The 17,208-nt window shown below is 46.0% G+C and carries 15 protein-coding genes and 1 tRNA gene; 12 read left to right on the plus strand and 4 right to left on the minus strand.

Annotated features, from left to right (window positions below):
* Window positions 1–9: 9 nt before the first annotated feature.
* The 11 genes from DP_RS18450 (at window position 10) to DP_RS03050 (ending at window position 10,158) form a co-directional block, all read left to right on the plus strand.
* Window positions 10–456, plus strand: a complete 447-nt coding sequence (locus DP_RS18450) for a P-loop NTPase family protein (RefSeq protein WP_228130210.1) — start codon at window positions 10–12, stop codon at window positions 454–456.
* Window positions 386–715, plus strand: a complete 330-nt coding sequence (locus DP_RS18455; RefSeq protein WP_265588587.1) for a P-loop NTPase family protein — start codon at window positions 386–388, stop codon at window positions 713–715. The genes DP_RS18450 and DP_RS18455 overlap by 71 nt, the downstream gene beginning before the upstream one ends.
* 30 nt (window positions 716–745) lie before the next feature.
* A complete protein-coding gene (locus tag DP_RS03010) occupies window positions 746–1,501 on the plus strand; it encodes an ABC transporter permease (RefSeq protein WP_011187849.1) in 756 nt (251 codons plus the stop codon).
* Between the two features lie 37 nt (window positions 1,502–1,538).
* Window positions 1,539–2,510 (plus strand): ABC transporter substrate-binding protein, encoded by a 972-nt coding sequence (locus DP_RS03015; protein WP_011187850.1) that lies wholly within the window; start codon window positions 1,539–1,541, stop codon window positions 2,508–2,510.
* Window positions 2,511–2,885: 375 nt separating this feature from the next.
* Window positions 2,886–3,233, plus strand: a complete 348-nt coding sequence (locus DP_RS03020; protein WP_011187851.1) for a GlpM family protein — start codon at window positions 2,886–2,888, stop codon at window positions 3,231–3,233.
* Between the two features lie 447 nt (window positions 3,234–3,680).
* A complete protein-coding gene (locus DP_RS03025; RefSeq protein ID WP_011187853.1) occupies window positions 3,681–4,601 on the plus strand; it encodes a prenyltransferase/squalene oxidase repeat-containing protein in 921 nt (306 codons plus the stop codon).
* Window positions 4,602–4,879: 278 nt separating this feature from the next.
* A complete protein-coding gene (locus DP_RS03030; protein WP_049784993.1) occupies window positions 4,880–5,305 on the plus strand; it encodes an Sbal_3080 family lipoprotein in 426 nt (141 codons plus the stop codon).
* Window positions 5,306–6,230: 925 nt separating this feature from the next.
* Entirely contained in the window at window positions 6,231–7,469 is a 1,239-nt protein-coding gene (locus tag DP_RS03035; RefSeq protein WP_011187856.1) for an ABC-three component system protein, read from the plus strand.
* Between the two features lie 2 nt (window positions 7,470–7,471).
* Window positions 7,472–7,933, plus strand: coding sequence for a three component ABC system middle component (locus DP_RS17840; RefSeq protein WP_011187857.1), 462 nt, complete (start codon window positions 7,472–7,474; stop codon window positions 7,931–7,933).
* Between the two features lie 10 nt (window positions 7,934–7,943).
* Window positions 7,944–9,872 (plus strand): DUF3732 domain-containing protein, encoded by a 1,929-nt coding sequence (locus DP_RS03045; protein ID WP_162096623.1) that lies wholly within the window; start codon window positions 7,944–7,946, stop codon window positions 9,870–9,872.
* A 103-nt stretch (window positions 9,873–9,975) separates the two neighbouring features.
* Window positions 9,976–10,158, plus strand: coding sequence for a hypothetical protein (locus DP_RS03050; RefSeq protein ID WP_011187859.1), 183 nt, complete (start codon window positions 9,976–9,978; stop codon window positions 10,156–10,158).
* Window positions 10,159–10,869: 711 nt separating this feature from the next.
* On the opposite strand, the gene DP_RS03055 is transcribed toward DP_RS03050, so the two are convergent.
* Window positions 10,870–11,544, minus strand: a complete 675-nt coding sequence (locus tag DP_RS03055) for a DUF2959 domain-containing protein (protein ID WP_011187860.1) — start codon at window positions 11,542–11,544, stop codon at window positions 10,870–10,872.
* A 155-nt stretch (window positions 11,545–11,699) separates the two neighbouring features.
* A tRNA-Gly gene (locus DP_RS03060) sits at window positions 11,700–11,774 on the minus strand.
* A 312-nt stretch (window positions 11,775–12,086) separates the two neighbouring features.
* Here DP_RS03060 and hypD point away from each other — a divergent pair.
* Window positions 12,087–14,438, plus strand: coding sequence for a trans-4-hydroxy-L-proline dehydratase (gene hypD, locus DP_RS03065; protein ID WP_011187861.1), 2,352 nt, complete (start codon window positions 12,087–12,089; stop codon window positions 14,436–14,438).
* 72 nt (window positions 14,439–14,510) lie between these two features.
* On the opposite strand, the gene DP_RS03070 is transcribed toward hypD, so the two are convergent.
* Together DP_RS03070 and DP_RS03080 are read right to left on the minus strand one after the other, a co-directional pair.
* Window positions 14,511–15,707: an amino acid aminotransferase gene (locus DP_RS03070; RefSeq protein ID WP_011187862.1), complete on the minus strand. Its 1,197-nt coding sequence runs from the start codon at window positions 15,705–15,707 to the stop codon at window positions 14,511–14,513.
* A gap of 281 nt (window positions 15,708–15,988) precedes the next feature.
* On the minus strand, window positions 15,989–17,146 hold the full coding sequence (locus DP_RS03080; protein WP_011187864.1) for a hypothetical protein: 1,158 nt from the start codon (window positions 17,144–17,146) through the stop codon (window positions 15,989–15,991).
* Window positions 17,147–17,208: the final 62 nt, after the last annotated feature.

A 17,208-nucleotide genomic window follows, 5' to 3' on the forward strand; every position in this document is an offset into this window, starting at 1 on the left:
GGGATCAGTATGCGTCTTGAATGTCATAACCTCTATTTTTCTTATCCGGGTACGGATATTACCATCCTGGAAAAGATGAGCTGCGCCTTTTCCCGGCCCGGCTTCCACTCCGTCTTCGGCCCATCGGGGGTGGGCAAGAGCTCCTTTGCCAAGCTGATTGCCAGGGCCAACAGTCCCACCCAAGAAGACTATCAGGGCAGCATCGTACTTGATGGCATCGAAAAGATTCTCTACTCATACAACCTCGAACGCCTCCCCGGTTGGGAAAGCACTGGCAAGCATCTGGAAAAGATCGTTGCTCCCGCTAAGCACGCCCTCAAAGAGAATCTCATCGACATTTTTGAAATCAGGCCCCTTCCTGGGGTCACGCTTCAACAAACTCTCCATGGGCCAACAGAACAGGGTCAACCTCATCCGCTACCTTCTCCAGGATTTCGACCTTCTTATCCTCGATGAGAGCCTGGCCAACGTTGACGAAAAACTGCGCCAAACAATCATCGTCCATATCAAGGAAATTTTTCCTGAAAAGATGTTTCTCTATATATCTCATAACCTGATGGAGGTCTCCTCTTTCTGCGATGAAATCATGGTCTTTGGGGCCAACAATGAAAAAAAACATTACCGGGTAATCGAAGGCCAGAACTGCCAGCTGAATAGAGAAGTAGACAAAAGAAAACGAGATGTTACAATGCTAGAAGTAATGAACTCCTTCTAAGTATTTCAGAACTATATCTCGGAGAATAAGATGCTTTTTCGAAGAATATATCAGTTTCTTATCGTCTACCTCACCGGGGTAAGCACCCTGCTGCTCATCAAGCATAGCCTGCAGCTCTCCAACTACGTCATCCCCAACATTCCACTTATCCTGGAGACCGCCCAGACTAACGCAGGCCCCTATTTCCTCGATGTACTCAATACCCTGGGCATAGCCGTGCTCGGGCAGATAATCTCCATCGCTCTGGCCTTTAGCGTCGGCATTGCCGGCAGAAGATCTTCCTGGATGGGTTCTTTTATCAAGATGGCTGCCTACAATATCCAGGCATATCCCATTGTCGCTCTGGCCCCGATCATCTTTATCCTTCTGGGCGACGGCTTTATCCCCCGACTTCTTATCGCCTCCATGATCTGCTACTTCCCCCTCCTCCTCTCCGTCCTGGGCATAATGTCCACCCCAATTAAGGATATCGAACACTTCTACCGGGTCACCGGCAGAATGCGCTGGCAACTTGAGGTAAAGATCCGGGCCTTTGAAAACCTGAATAAACTGACCACCGTCATTTCCGGCAGTGCCACCCTGGCCATGGCAGGGGCCATTGTGGCCGAATTTATTGCCGCCAATGCCGGCATTGGCTATTCAATCCGTATAGCCCTCTACCAGAGCGATCTGGCCAAGATACTTATTGCCCTCTTTATGATCGGCATCGTCATATCCGTCTACCAGGGCTTTTTGGAATCTTGCAGTGAAAAAGCCAAGATACACTGGGGAATAGCGGGAGACTAAGTCTGAGTAGCATACCCTCAACCTTAAAGGAATCTGCATGAAAACAATATTCGCCCTCATCCTCGGTTGCTGCCTCCTCACCTTCTCCACCAGCAGCGCCTGCGCCCAGGAGGAGACCCTGCACTACCGACTCAAATGGCTCTTTAACTCAAGTGTTGCCGGCGATATCTACGCAGAGAGCGGGGGATATTTTGCCAAGGAGGGACTAAAGGTCAAGGTCAAGGAGGGAAGTCCAGAGAAAAACGCCATCAAGGAGTTAGAACTGGGACAGGCAGATTTTGGGGTGGCCTCAGCCGATCAGGTTATCAGGGCTCTGGAAAAGGGAGCCAAGGTGGTGGTCCTTGCCCAGATATTTCAGATAAACCCCATGCAGTGGATCTACCGGGTCGAGCAGGCACCGATAGAGAAGGCCACAGATCTGAAGGGACGGAGCATTGGCTACACCTATGGTGGTAATGACGAGACGATCATGAAGACCCTCCTGGCCCGGGCCGGCATCAGCCAGGTGAAAATCACCGGGGCCCGTTTTGACTTCACCCCATTTCTCACCGGCAAGGTCGATCTCTGGCCCGTATACCGCAACTCCCAGGGCGTTATCCTTAAGGAGAAGCTGGGAAAAGAGGGGGAGAAGGTACTCTTCTTCAACCCGGCAGACTTCGGGGTCAACTTTGTGGCCAACTCGGTGGTCACCTCGGAAAAAATGGTCAAAGAACATCCAGAAACCGTAAGGAAATTTCGCCGGGCCCTGCTCAAGGGCTGGAAAGCGGCCATGAACCCGGAAAATGAGGTGAAGGTCCTTGAGGCCATTGCCCTCAGAGACAGGGACAACAGTAGGGAGATCCGCAGGCGTCAACTTCAGGCAACCAGACTTTTGGTCGTCCCTAAGAACCTTGAAGAGATGGGACAGATAAACCGTAAGGCCTGGCAACAGACCGAGGAGATCATGCTTGAGGAGAAACAGATCAAAAGAGCTGTGCATGTGGAGAGGGTCCTGTGGGAGGAAAAGTAAGATACGAAAAAAACGTTAACCACAGAGACCACAGAGGACACAGAGATTTTTTTGGTAAAGAGCAAAGTGCAAAAGACTAGATGCTAGATGCGAGAAAAAGCGTTAACCACTGCTACCGAGAGCACAGAGTTTTTGTATGAAATAAAATGAGTTGCTCAGCAACGTTGAGCGGTTTAAATATTCTCCCCTCTGTGTCCTGCAAGCAGTGGTTAATTTTCAAAGCCCCTCAATAAATTTGCCCTGCTCCAGAGGACAGAAATTACTCTCCTGCTGCTCCGCCATTAGCCCTTGCCATGGGGCAGGGCCGGTGCTATTATCGCCTAGTTAGCTAAAAAGATCCGAGAGGATTAAAGATTTTTCTTTAGGTGAGAAGATATGTTGTCCCTGTTTTTTAAATGCTCCATTGGTGCATTTGCCGTTTTAACGATCGCCCTGCTCTCCAGATCAAAGAGCTTTTTTATCGCCGGCCTCGTCCCCCTCTTTCCCACCTTCGCCCTTATTGCCCACTATATTGTCGGCTCCGAACGCAGCCCCATGGAACTGAGAACAACGGCCCTCTTTGGTCTCTACTCGATAATGCCCTATGCCGCCTATCTCTTTGCCGTCTACTACTTCAGCATCAGATTTAATTTGGTTACCAACCTGCTTCTCTCCACGGCTATTTGGATCATCTTTGCCGCTGTTCTGTTGGTCACTTGGGTTAAGTTGCATCCGGCGGTTTAGAACAAAAATAAGATACTAGCAGTGAAGCGAAGCGGAATGGCGGATGCGAGATGTTAGATGCTAGATGCGAGAAAAAGCCGTGAGATGGCCAGACGGGTTAGTTTTTTCCACATACTACACTATCAAGACTGCAAAAGAGGAAATTAGATGGGGAAATCATCTAGAACAGGTTCACTTCACATCTGTTGCCCTGCCCTATTTTAACACGTCCCTGCCCCTGCTTCAGCATCAATATGCACACCCACGCCACCTCCTCACCAACCGACACACACCCCTGCCTCCACCCCCTCACCAAGGTGGAGAGGCGTTCTGCCGCATTAATCTAGCACATTGCTACAGTCAAAACGCTGATCTTGTTTTGACGTGGGAATAGTGATAGCCTCTAACTGTTTCAATGAATTGAAGAAATCACCCACCTATTAACAGTGTTAAGAGAGAAACAGGACAATGAAACTATCAGCAGAGGCCCGTAAAAGAGCAATTACGTTTATCAACAGAGAAGGGCGCCCTTTGGAGAGGGCGATTTGCGAGCACCTCTTTGCCGGTGGAGCCAGGGATCGAGTTCTGCAGGAGCTGGTCAAATTCCAGAACCCGGACGGTGGTTTTGGCAATGGACTGGAACCGGATCTGAGATCAGCCGAAAGCTCTGTACTCTGCACCTCTGTTGCTTTGGAAATCCTTGCTGACCTGAATATCGGCTGTGATGAACCAATGCTTAAAGGGGCAATCTCATTCCTGATGAACACCTACGACGAGGAGAGGCATGTCTGGAGAATCATCCCCCAAACTGCCGAGTCAAGCCCCCACGCCCCTTGGTGGAACAGAACCGGACTTGAGAAGACCTTTGGAAACTTCCTCACAAACCCAAGGGCAAGGATCTGCGGATATCTCTTTCATTATCGGCAGTTGACCCCGGAAAAATTTCGCACTGAGCTACTTGCCCGTGTCCTTGAGCATATGGAAGGTGAAGAGGACAAAATTCCCGGTGATTCACTCCTCTGCTATATCTCTCTTTCCCAGTGCGACAATCTGCCAACGGACTCCTCCGCCCGCCTAAACCAGAAAATCATGCAGATGATCCCCGCTTCCGTTGAAACAGACAGCACCAAGTGGGAAGATTACTGTCTAAAACCGATCTGGACAATAACATCACCACATTCACCCTACCACCACCTCATTGCTGAAGCCATCGACAGGAACCTGGACTATGAGATCCAACATCAGGAGAAAGACGGCTCATGGAAACCATTCTGGAATTGGGCCGGGGCCTACCCAGAGGATTGGCTGATAGCCGAAAGGGAGTGGCGCGGAAAAATCACCTTGGACATGCTCAGAGTAATTGCCGCCTTCGGCAGAATCGAAAAATAGCAGCACAAACACAGTCCGCTCTTCCCGCTAATTACGTAGCCGCAATTTTTTTTTGTGCAGAATCAATGTATTACTAATTCTCTACCTGTGATTGGATTTCAGGAACTTTTTCCAAAGACAACGCTACACTGATGACTTGTATTTTTCTCAACAATACCAACCGAACTCCGTTGCAAGTCTTCGCCGATGGGAATGTTACACTTATTGCTTGAACTCGGCGCCACGTGGGTTCAGTGGCGACTACGTCAACCATGTTCAAAAAAAGCAGAGAGGATCATATGAAAAGAATGCTCATGTTATTTGTATTACTACCCGTCTGTAGCTGTACGGCAATAAATGTCAAACCGCTTGCCATTAATGCAAATGACAATATCGCCTGTATAAAAGAAAACCCAAAAGTCAAAGTGCCTCGTTTCCTTGATATTGTTGTTAATGGTTTCGAAGAACACGACTTCACAACCCGGGTATACCAAAACACTCCCAATAATAGTTGCGATCTCCTTGTCACGTATACAGCTACACGCAATTGGGATGTTTCACCATATATGACCGATGCAGAAATTTGGGTGAAAGATCGCTCCGGAAAACGCGTTGGTTACGGTCAATACCATTTAAAAGGAGGCGGTGGATTAGCCTTAAATAAATGGGCCAGTACAGAAAGCAAAATGGAACAAGTATTTACAGAACTGTTTGCAAAACACTGATTAATGGTAAAGCTCTACCCAACATGGTCATCCGAATGGGAAATGATTTTGCCCTAAATTAAAAAACAAAAACAAATTGTGGTGGGTCACGCAGGCTTGCGTCGCCGCCGGTTACCAAAATGGGCCACCACTGCCCCTCCCCTCACATTTGCCCCTTCTGACAGATAAGGGCTTACAGGCTCATTATCAGGTCAAAAATCAACCACTGCCACCGAGGACACGGAGTTTTTTTGGTAAAGAACAAAGGGCGAGATGCCAGCAGTGGAGCAGCAGCGAGTAGCAGTGAGTGACAACGAGTGGCGTCAGCAGCGTAGCGGCGAACGAGTGGCGAGCGGAATGGCGGATGCTAGATGCGAGAAAAAGCCGTGAGATGGCCAGACGGGTTAGTTTTTTCCACATACTATACTATCAAGACTGTAAAAGAGGAAATTAGATGGGAAAATCACCTTAAACAGACACCCCACTCACCCTGCTTGTCACCAAACACCCCGCTAACCGATTGCACCCTCACTAACCAATTGCACTCTCCCCCTCGCCAAGGGGGAGAGGCGTTCTGCCGCATTAATCTAGCACATTAAGACAGTCGCAATTCACTCCTTGCCATGGAGCATCCATGGTAGTATTATCTAAATGTTTCAAATAGTTATATTATTTTTACGGAGTTAGGGCCATATGACCTTTTTCTATTAATGCCGTTAGGCAATAATTTATAGCAACGAATTTCCACCCTTAAGATAGGTCAAAAAATAATTATTGAGCTTTTAACATTTGACTGCGACAGTCTAATTAACTGTCTTTATTAAATTCAAAATACAACTCCGACATCTTGATTCTCAATCATCTTATTTTTTGAGAGAATAGTTGCACATATCTGGCACCACATCTTGCATGTTTAAAATTTTGAAAAAAAGAAGGCATATAAATTATGACAGATACGAATCACGGTGCTAGAGGCCCTGCGTTGGGATATTATTACCAAGCAATTTATGCCTTAATTAAATTGTTTTCTTCAAAAAATGACAATGCATTTGTAAGCATTGAAACATTTGATGATGTGTATCATGATGATGGCGGCAAAAAAGAATTAATACAATTAAAACATTCTATAACTAAAAATACAAAAATTAGCATTAAAAGCAAGGAACTATGGAAAACGATAAAAGTTTGGTGTGATTTCCTTCTAACAAATGACCCAAAAGATGGGACTTTCACCCTAGCAACAGTGGCTTCATTGGATCCAGAGAGTTCTTTAAATTCTTTAACCACCGCCAATTCATCTCGACTTCAACTTGAAAATGATTTGTTATCAGAAGCCAGCAGAGTCAAAAAAGAAAGAGATGAAATAGAAGAAGAAAATAAAATAAGGTTATCCCAAAAACAAAAAGAAAAAACACTGCCTCACGAAAACCGCTATAAAGGATGTGAGGCTTTTATTAAATTAGCCCCAAAGAAAAGAAATGACCTAATAACAAATATCAATTTAGTTGTAGATTCTTTTACAATAGACAATGCAAAAGAAAAAGTTATTGAATATATTCGTTTCAACACCCAGCCCAACAACCATGAATCTCTTATTGAAAGTATAATAGCTTGGTGGGACAGAGAAGCAGTAAGATCTTTAACTCGGGAAAGGGATGAATGCATCCACTTTAGTGAATTGCAAGAATTTATAGCAAGAAAAAACTCTGAATTATACCATGATGGTTTTACGGATGATCTAGATGAAATGGATATACCTGAAGTGAAAAACCCAAATAAAATACAATCACAACAACTAGAAATTATAAAAGCCACTAAAACTCAGAAAAGAAGATCCTACGACACAGAAATCAAAGCTAGAATTCAAAGAAAGAAGTGGATGGATGACAATTTACCGGCATCTTCAAAACTAACTAATTACGACAATTTGCTAACAAAAGAATGGTCTTATCAATTTGAAGAAATGAATGACAATGCTACAAACTACGACGAAAAAGAAAAGGAAGAAAAAGGAAGAAAACTATTAGATTGGTCTCACCAAGTAGCACATGTTCAAGTAAAGCCAATCTCAAAAAATTATTCGAATCCAGATTTAGTTCGTGGCAGTTATCAAATGTTGTCTACCACCAAGAAAGTTGGATGGCACTGTGACTATAATTTTCTAATCAAATCACCAAAAAAATAAATATGACTATAAACATTGATATATTAGCTGAAACCAATCCCGCTTTTAGCTCATTGGTGATATTAAGCTTCATCAAAGGATATTGCGAAGAAGCTGATGAATCAGCGCCATATCCAATTTTATTATTACCACTTCCAATAATTCTTTCTGGTGATTTAAATCACACTTTTAACAACACTAGCAAGAGAACAGGATTTTACAGATGGTTATCAAATAATCCAACTGTAAAGTTTAACCTTACTAAACGAATTGAAGGGTCGCTAGAATTCATTACACCTGCTATAGAATATGGCTTTTTTAAAGGTATCTTTATTTTATCCGATACTGGCAACATCTTACCAAATCTAGAAAACATCGGTAATTACTCTAAAGAAAACGGCATTGCTATTTACTTTAAAAATGCCGAACGACTGGGAGGATGGCTTGGCGCAATCAAATCCGAAAGGACAATTTACAATCATTAGGAATAAAATTATGAGTCGATGGAATATCAGTAATGTTATCTATTATAGCAAACACAACTCAAAAAGAATACTAGAATTCAAGCCAAATAATGTAACCATTATAACTGGAGCATCAAACACAGGCAAGTCAGCAATAATAAACTCAATTGATTATTGCTTGGGTTCATCAAAATGCAATGTTGCTTCTTTTATTTTGGAGCGCACAACCCATATTGCAACGAAATGGACTAATGGTTCGCTTGACTTTTTTGTAGCAAGAGAAATAGGAAAAGAAGGTAGTGTTTCGAATAAAATGTATATTGAATATGGATCATCTGTAAATATCCCAGAAACACCATTAAATTTTGCAGGGAAAGGAACAAAGGATGAAGTTAGGCTAATTATTGAATCTTTATTTGGAATTTCAGGAGTAAATGATTCAATATTGAAAATCAATAAAAACAGAATTACTCTTAGACAAATAGTTCCTTTTTTATTTCTGGACAAAAGTGTTATAGATAGTGATAAAATTATTTTCCATGGGCTGGATGACACCCGAAAGGCAAAATATATTATAGATTCATTGCCATATTTTTTAGGCGCACTTGATAAAGAAGAGCTAGATGCCATAAGAAAACTAAAAGGATTAGAAAAGGGCGTTGAAAATGAGGATAAAAATGAGAAAAAACATGATTCCCTCCAGCAAGACTTCATTGAGAGTGCAAAATCTCTATTATTGGAAGCTGTACAGGGTGGCATAATTGAAAACCATAGTTTCCCGAACAACAAAAACAAATTACTTGAGGAATTGAACAATATACTCCATTGGAAACCTGTAAACATCTTGATAGAAAATCAAGACGTTTTAGATGACTTGGAGCAGAGAAAAGAAATCCTTTTAATCGAAGTAAATAAATTAAAAAGAAAACTTAAAGCTGCAAAATTTGACGAAAATAACAAGAAAGAATTCCACAACATATTGTCAAGTCAAACTTCAAAATTAAATATTGGCAAATATTTTGGTGATGACGAACATCGGTGCCCAGTCTGCTCTTCAAAACTAGCATCTTCTTCCCATATTGCAACCCAAATAAAACTATCTTTCGATAAATTAAAAAAAGAAAGCTTAGCACTAAAGAATCACCGCCCTAGGTTGGATAAATTTATTCTTGAAATTGAAGACAATACCAACAGAGCCAAAAATGAACTCGCAATAATCAATAACAATATTTCTAATTTAATCCAGAAATCAAAAGAAGCAGAAAAGCAAAAAGATAAAAACAATAATGGAGATCGTATAATAGGGCGAATATCATATTTCCTGGAAAATCAAAATGATTCCAAGAGTTTTAATCCAGAGAAAAAACTTCAATACCTAAATGAAATCGAAGAAATTAACGAAAGATATGGAAATAGCCAAAGAAAAGAAAAAGTACAAATTGCAGAGCGAGTTATTTCCACAATCGCAACAAAAAATTTAATAGATTTACCCAAGGGGGTACCCTGCATAAATAGTACTATCAATTTTTTCTCTAAAGAACCAAAGATCATATTGTCTGACAATAATTCTAATATTGATTATCAATTTGCAAATATTGGCTCGGATGAAAATTATTTAAGCATACACCTATCTTTTGCATTTGCAATGCAAGAATTTTTTAAAAGTAACAGTAGCCCCGTCCCAGGAGTTTTGATCTTAGATCAAGTTAGTAGGCCATATTACTCAAATGACAATGATTCAGATGAGCTTGAGATTGATAATGAAAATGATGACAAGAAGGCGCTTGTAAAACATTTTGATTTTATATTTGATCAAGTAAAAAAACAAAAGGACTTGCAGGTCATTATTTTGGAACATGCTTACTTAAGTAATAGTAAAAAATACACAGATTCCACCAAATATAGATGGCCTAAAAAAAGTTCTGAAAAGCTTATTCCTTCTCACTGGCCAACAGAATAAAAGCCCAAAACTTTGATAGCAGAACATGCTTCTGTTTTATTGCAAGTGCTACGATCCTAAAAGAAACAGGTCCACTTAAACATAAATTTCAAGAGGTGAATAAATGGATAACGAAATTACTATTCAGTATAATGGCAAGTTCTATTCAGCAGAATATCTTGTAACAGAGGACATCCTGACGGTCTATTTGCCCGATGGTGGGATCGCAGAGTCTGAGTTAAAAGGGCTTAAAGCAGAGTCAGCCGCAGGTGTACATATAAAATCATATATAAGACTAAACAGCTAACAGGTTGCTGTACGCAGCTAGGGCTACAGCTATTCAGATGGGCCTTCGCCCAAGCCTCCATCCGCCACCACGGTGCGGGGATGCCTCTTCTGACAGCTGAAAACTGAGGCTTATAGCTTTTTTCTCCCTGACAGCTTACAGCTGAAGACTTACAGCTATTCCCCACCATTGATGGGCACACTCCGCTAATCGCTCCACTTCACCATCCTGCCAAGACCGTCGCACCCCCGCCTCCAACCACTCGACAAGAAGAGCATTTCTACCTGCTCATTGCACAAAAACAGCTTCGATTTCTGCAAGGCTATTACCAACGAAAAAGGAGTGTTTTTAACTCCTCCCTTCGGCGAGGGGAGGTTGGGTGGGGAGCGACAAATTCTTCTACCAAACCAGCTATTTTGACCTTTCCTCTGCCCTTTTTTTCTGCCGACAGACAACTACATGCACCGCATTGATGGGCACACTCCGCTAATCGCTCCATTTTGCCCATCCTACATCCTACTTCATGGGCAGGGCGTGCAGATGCCCTTTCTTTTTCTGACAGCTGACAGCTGACAGCTTATGGCTTTTTTCCTCTGATAGCTGAAGGCTCACAGCTTTTTCCATCCTACTTCATGGGCGGGGTGTGCAGGTGCAGGCGTGGTGCGGGCATAAAAAAAGGGGTCTCCTTGGCGAGAGACCCCTTTAAAAAACTGTTATTTGCCCTGCAAAGGCCTATAGGGCCATTTTCATGGCCGTGGCAGGGGCTAGGGAAGGGTCTTTGATAAAGGCGTTGGAGGAGGCTATAGCCTGCTTCATTTGCTTTATGAGGGTGTTGATGTCGGCTTTCAGGCTGCGGAACTCGCCACGGAGGGAGCCGATGGCCTGGGCATTGAGATTATGCTTGAGGAAGAGGACATTATCCCGGAAGGTCTTGAGGACAGGGTCCATGCTGGCCTCGGCCCGGTGCATGCTCCTGATCATCGTCTGATACTTGGCCTTGGTGAGTCGTAACTGTCCCTTGCTCTTGTTGCGCAGGCTGGCGCTCTGGTAGAGGGCAAGCTCAGCCTCCCACTCAGCAAAGAGGGCGTCGGCCACCAACTCCACCCGATCTATGCGGTTGGAGACCGTTTCAGCCGCATCGGAGATGCTCTCATACTCATCGTTCAGGGACTCATAGGCTCGCTTGAGGTCGGTATCCTCCAATCGCACCACGGAATCAAATTGCTGGAGGGCGGAGGTAAAATCTTCCTGGGCCTCTTCCTGAGATTCCTGAGCCGCCTTGACCCGATCAACCATAATATCCCGCTTATGATAGCCGACCTTCTCCATGGCCCCGTAGTAGGTGCTGGCACAGGAAGTGAGAGAGAAGAGCATTATTAGCAGAAGCCCTGTCATATATTTTTCCATCGATTACCCCTTAATCTATAAATAAACTCGCCATGGCGAACAAAGAACTGACTAGGAGTATCTTAGCAAAAAAGAAGGGGAAGGGCTAGAGGGAGAGAAATGGAGATGAAACAAAAAAAGCGACCAAGAAGAAATCTTCTTGGTCGCTTTATATATGGAGCGGGAGACGAGATTCGGACTCGCGACGTCAACCTTGGCAAGGTTGCACTCTACCACTGAGTTACTCCCGCATATATGCGCTCTGTGCCGATGTATATACCAGAGCCCGTCAACAGCGTCAAGTTTTTTCTGCCATGTTTTTTCTTTTAAAAGCAGCCCCTAACAGGGGCCAGCACCCTTAAATGATGCTATTTTTTTGTTTTTCCGTCCTTTCCGCCCCACGACGGATTTTATCCTCTGGCAAAAAAAATTATCGCAGCCAAAAAAAATCAGGAGCAGGGGCAACACAGCTAAGAATTATTATTGAAATTATTTAAGCCACTCCTGTAATATAGGGGAATACGCTATCCCTATTCCCCCACAGACCAGTTCAGGAGAAGAGCATGAACTCTCGTATCGAGCGACTTCGACAAAAAAGTTTTTCCACCCAAGCAAGCATATCCATCGAACGCGCCCTGCTCGAAACAGAGTTCTATAAGGAGAACAGCGGTAAATACCCCCTGCCCATCCTCCGCGCCCTCTGCTTTCAACATCTCTGCCAACATAAGACACTCTATATTGGCGACGATGAGCTGATTGTAGGTGAACGCGGGCCCTCGCCCAAGGCCGTACCCACATTCCCCGAGCTCACCTGCCACAGCGCAGAGGATCTGCATATCCTCAACGATCGCCCCATGACCAACTACCGACTCAGCGATGAGGATATTAACAGGTATGAGGAGGAGGTCATTCCCTACTGGCAGGGGCGGAGCATGCGGGATCGTATCTTTAAAAATGCGCCTGAAGAGTGGCGACAAGCCTATCAGGCAGGTCTCTTTACAGAGTTTATGGAACAGCGTGCCCCGGGCCATACCGCCCTCGATGGCACCATCTACCGAGAGGGGATGCTCGACTTTAAGGCCCGCATTGCCGGACGGATAGCAAGACTGGACTTCCTGACCGACCCCAGGGCTGCCGATCAGCGCGAAGAGCTACAGGCCATGGATATCTCCTGTAATGCGGCCATCATCTTTGCCAAAAGACATGCCGAACTGGCTGAGAGAATGGCAGATAAGGAGGAAGGTGAGCGCCGCCAGGAGTTACTGGAGATTGCCAGGATCTGTCGCTGGGTACCTGCTCATGCTCCTCGCACTATGCACGAGGCTATTCAAATGTACTGGTTTGTCCATCTGGGTACCATCACCGAACTCAATGGTTGGGATGCCATGACTCCGGGCCATCTTGATCATCACCTCCATCCCTTTTATGAAAATGATTTGGCTAGCGGCATCCTTAACCGAGAGGGAGCCAAAGAACTTATGGCCTGCCTATGGATCAAGATCAATAATCACACTGCTCCTCCTAAGGTAGGGGTCACCGCTAAAGAGAGCGGCACCTATAATGATTTCACTCAGATTAACCTGGGAGGCCTGCAGAGAAATGGCCAGGATGGCAGCAATGAGATCAGCTATATTGCCCTGGAGGTATCCGATGAGCTCCATCTCCTTCAGCCACAACCCAGCATCCATTTAAGCCAACAGAGCCCGACCCGTCTTCTTGCCAGTGCCTGCGAGGTTGTACGAAAGGGTTATGGCTACCCTTCATTTTTTAATGCCGACGGAGTAGTTACTCAACTGGTCCGGGCTGGAAAGAGTCTGGAAGATGCTCGGGAGGGTGGCACCAGTGGTTGCATTGAAACCGGGGCCTTCGGTAAGGAGGCATATATTCTCACTGGCTATCTCAATGTCCCGAAGATACTAGAGATCACCCTCCATAACGGCATTGATCCACTCAGCGGTATTCGGGTGGGACTAGAGACTGGCGAAGCCAGTTTTTTTCAAACGTTTTCTGCCCTCTATAAGGCCTTTGAACAACAGCTGAACCATATCATCCAACTGAAGGTGCGGATGAATAACTATATTGAGCGAATGTACGGCAAATACTCTCCTGCCCCCTTTCTCTCCGTGGTCATCCACGACTGTATTGAAAAGGGCCGTGACTACTACGATGCCGGCCCCCGCTACAACAGCAACTATATCCAGTGCTGCGGTATTGGTACCGTCACCGACAGCCTCTCGGCCCTGAAGACCCATGTTTTTGAGGGCGAGCTGAGTATGGAGAAAATGGTAAAAACCCTGGCCAGCAACTTCCAGGGTGAAGAGGAGTTAAGAGCAGATCTGCTCAATAATACACCATTTTATGGCAATAACGATGATCTGGCCGATGACATCATGCAGAGGGTTTACCACAGCCTCTTCCAAGGCATTGACGGACAGAAAAACACCAAGGGTGGAGAGTATCATCTCAATATGCTCTCCACCACCTGCCATGTCTACTTTGGCAAGATGCTAGGGGCAAGTGCCAACGGTCGACTGGCCGGACTGCCCACCTCGGATGGGACATCCCCCTCCCAGGGGGCCGACCTGCAGGGGCCAACGGCGGTAATCAAATCTCTGGGCAAGATGGACCAGTATAAGTCCGGAGGTACCCTTCTCAATCAACGTTTTCTGCCCGCGGCCCTGAAAGACGAGAGTGACCTGAAAAACCTCGGACACCTGATCCGCACCTACTTCTCCCTAGGCGGCCACCATATTCAGTTCAATGTGGTGGACTCTAAAACCCTGAAGAAGGCCCAGCAACATCCCGATCAGTATAAAAATCTCCTGGTTCGGGTGGCGGGCTACAGCGACTATTTTGTCGATCTGGATCGGGCTCATCAGGAAGAGATTATCAGTCGTACCGGCCACGGTGCCTAGGCCCCAAACAAAAAAATCCCCCTGAAGCCTTGCTTCAGGGGGATTTTTATCGTTGAGCTTAGGCTCGTCTACCTACGACTTAAGAGCCTCGGCAATGGCATCACAGACATAGTCTATATTGCTGGCAGTAAGACCAGCAAGATTAATCCGACCACCACCCACCACATAGATACTCTTCTCCTTACGAAGCCAGGCAACAATCTCATCGGAGAGACCACTAAAAGAGAACATACCAGACTGCTCGGTAATAAAGCTGAAATCCTGATCAACCCCGCGTGAACTCAAGCCCTCTACCAGAGCAACGCGCATGGCGATGATGCGCTCGCGCATATCCTGCAGCTCCTGCTGCCAGAGATCATAGAGTTCAGGGTCACTCAAAATAGTAGCTGCCACCAGGCCACCATGGGCTGGAGGATTAGAGTAGACAACCCGGATGGTCTTCTTCAGATGACTGAGGGCCACAGCCGCACTTGCTTGATTTGCAGCAACCACGGTAATTGCTCCGGTACGCTCATTATACATACCAAAGTTCTTGGAAAAAGAGCTGGCGACAAAAAAATCAATCCCCGCCTCGGCACAGAGCTCTATGGCACAGCGATCCTCGGAGGTGCCGACGCCAAAGCCCTGATAGGCAAAGTCAAGAAAGGGAATCCAGTTCCTCTCTTGAGCAATGGCTACAACCTGATGCCACTGCTCCAGTGTCAAATCAACACCGGTGGGATTATGACAGCAGGCATGAAGAAGGACAATATCACCCTCAGGTACTGCCCGCAGACTCATCAGCATGGCCTGAAAATCAACGCTACGGTGAGTCTCATCATAGTATGGATAGTGAGCAATCTCAAAACCTGTGCTGGAAAAGATACCCGTATGGTTGGCCCAGGTGGGAGTGCTTACCCATACCTTGGCCTCAGGGAAAAATGTCTTCAACAGCCCCGCCCCCATCCTCAGGGCACCTGTGCCACCGGGGGCATGGGCTGTGATCGCCCGTTTTGAGCTGATAACTTCACTCTCTTCACCAAAGAGCAGCTTCTGTACGTTTTCTGTATAGGCGGGGGCACCGGATATAGGCAGATAGACCTTGCTTTCCTCGGTTTCAATCAACCGAGCTTCAGCATTCTTCACACACTGTAAAATAGGGGTTGCTCCCTGTTCATCCTTATAAATGCCAACGCCAAGATTTACCTTTGCAGGATTGGGGTCATTACGAAAGGCCTCGGTAAGACCTAAAATAGAATCCGCTGGTGCTGCCTCAATATTCTGCCACATACTTAACTGTCTCCTTGATGACTAAAAATTTTGTGAGCCCCGTAAAATACTCCTAGTCTGGGGATGATGTCAAGAACAAGGATTTTTGTTTTTTACAGCACCACTAGCTCGCCATTTGCCAACAAGGATAAACTATTTACCACCCAAAAACAACGTGATCAGAAAATACTGACAACAGTTGAAGGTCGGTTTCTCACTGCAGAGACAGCCTACTGCCTGTTTAAACAGGCACAGTCGGCAATTTCACCCCTGCCACGAATGATTGATTGTCACAAGATCTTCTAGCTGTAGGAAAGCATTTCCAACATGATCTCTGCCGCACGGTCTGCGCCGGAGAGGCGCACCTCATGGCGGATGCCATCCTCCTCCTGCAGGGCGACAAGAAGCATAGTCTGTAACTCTTCAGCTGTAACCTCCTCCTCGGCAAAGACCTGAAAGCCATGGGCCACATTTTCCTGCAAGCTCTGCAGATGAATCTGCTGTTCCCGATCCCGCATGGCCCGCAGACAGACCAAGGCGGGAATACGCAGAGAGAGCAGGTCGACCAGACTATTATAGCCACCATAAATAACAGCTATGCGCGAGGCCGTCAGCGCCTGCAGATAGGCTCGGCCCGGTGGTTCGACCCTGCAGTGGTCAAGAGCGGCAAAGCCGGCATAGAGCCTTTTTGCCTCGGGAGAACCTTCCCCATCCATAAAGATCCGCCACGGGCCCCAGCCTCCGCCGACATTCTCCAGAGCAACAAGCAGGGCCTGAAGAAACTGCAGAGAGTGTTCACCCAGCCAGGGAATAGATATAACCCCGGCATAACTCTTCGCAACATCAGTCTGCTGCCCCTGCTCAAAAAAACGGCTTACATAACCACACTCCTGGGCCTCCTGCCCATAGGTATCCTTCAGGGTCTGCAGATGCCCTTCGCCTAAAACAGCCCGATCTCCATACCAGAGGAGAGATTTATAGTAGCGGGAGAAGATCCGGGCAGGGTAGTCGGACAGGGTCTGATTCACCCCTCCCACAACCCCACGCACCCCCAACAGCCAATGCGCCGCCTGTCCCGCCTCTGACTCCAGGGCCGGCAGAAGTTCACGATGTTTGCCCTGAGGGGCATGATCTACCAGTACAATTCGGGGGCGATAAACTTCCACCAGGCTCTGTAATTGTCTGGCCCGGAGAAGACCAAGAGCCTCATCGGTAAAACCACTCTCCCCCCTTATTCCCCGAGACTTTCCATCCACCACCATGGTCTTATAGGAGGGAAGCTTGCACCAATCCAGAGGAGCATCGGCAATCAACTCTCCACTCATGGCACAGCCAGAGACAAAGAGTACCTTAGCATCCGGTGCCAGGCGGCGTAGAGCGCTACCAATGGCAATACTCCGACTAGCATGGCCCAAACCTCGACCATCGTGGGCGTAAATTAAAATATCCAGTTGTGGCATAGGGGAAACCTTGAAAGATCAGTTTTTCTGCAAATATCTGCGTTATACAATTTCTAGCCCTG

Origin of the sequence: Desulfotalea psychrophila LSv54, assembly GCF_000025945.1 — a bacterium.
In the GTDB taxonomy this organism is placed as follows: Bacteria; Desulfobacterota; Desulfobulbia; order Desulfobulbales; family Desulfocapsaceae; genus Desulfotalea; species Desulfotalea psychrophila.

Coding starts and splice junctions, on each gene's coding strand:
- DP_RS03050 (WP_011187859.1), top strand. CDS start 9,976: ATGGATAACGAAATTACTATTCAGTATAATGGCAAGTTCTATTCAGCA.
- DP_RS03035 (WP_011187856.1), top strand. CDS start 6,231: ATGACAGATACGAATCACGGTGCTAGAGGCCCTGCGTTGGGATATTAT.
- hypD (WP_011187861.1), top strand. CDS start 12,087: ATGAACTCTCGTATCGAGCGACTTCGACAAAAAAGTTTTTCCACCCAA.
- DP_RS18455 (WP_265588587.1), top strand. CDS start 386: ATGGGCCAACAGAACAGGGTCAACCTCATCCGCTACCTTCTCCAGGAT.
- DP_RS03080 (WP_011187864.1), bottom strand. CDS start 17,146: ATGCCACAACTGGATATTTTAATTTACGCCCACGATGGTCGAGGTTTG.
- DP_RS03055 (WP_011187860.1), bottom strand. CDS start 11,544: ATGGAAAAATATATGACAGGGCTTCTGCTAATAATGCTCTTCTCTCTC.
- DP_RS03025 (WP_011187853.1), top strand. CDS start 3,681: ATGAAACTATCAGCAGAGGCCCGTAAAAGAGCAATTACGTTTATCAAC.
- DP_RS18450 (WP_228130210.1), top strand. CDS start 10: ATGCGTCTTGAATGTCATAACCTCTATTTTTCTTATCCGGGTACGGAT.
- DP_RS03010 (WP_011187849.1), top strand. CDS start 746: ATGCTTTTTCGAAGAATATATCAGTTTCTTATCGTCTACCTCACCGGG.
- DP_RS03020 (WP_011187851.1), top strand. CDS start 2,886: ATGTTGTCCCTGTTTTTTAAATGCTCCATTGGTGCATTTGCCGTTTTA.
- DP_RS03030 (WP_049784993.1), top strand. CDS start 4,880: ATGAAAAGAATGCTCATGTTATTTGTATTACTACCCGTCTGTAGCTGT.
- DP_RS03070 (WP_011187862.1), bottom strand. CDS start 15,707: ATGTGGCAGAATATTGAGGCAGCACCAGCGGATTCTATTTTAGGTCTT.
- DP_RS03015 (WP_011187850.1), top strand. CDS start 1,539: ATGAAAACAATATTCGCCCTCATCCTCGGTTGCTGCCTCCTCACCTTC.
- DP_RS17840 (WP_011187857.1), top strand. CDS start 7,472: ATGACTATAAACATTGATATATTAGCTGAAACCAATCCCGCTTTTAGC.
- DP_RS03045 (WP_162096623.1), top strand. CDS start 7,944: ATGAGTCGATGGAATATCAGTAATGTTATCTATTATAGCAAACACAAC.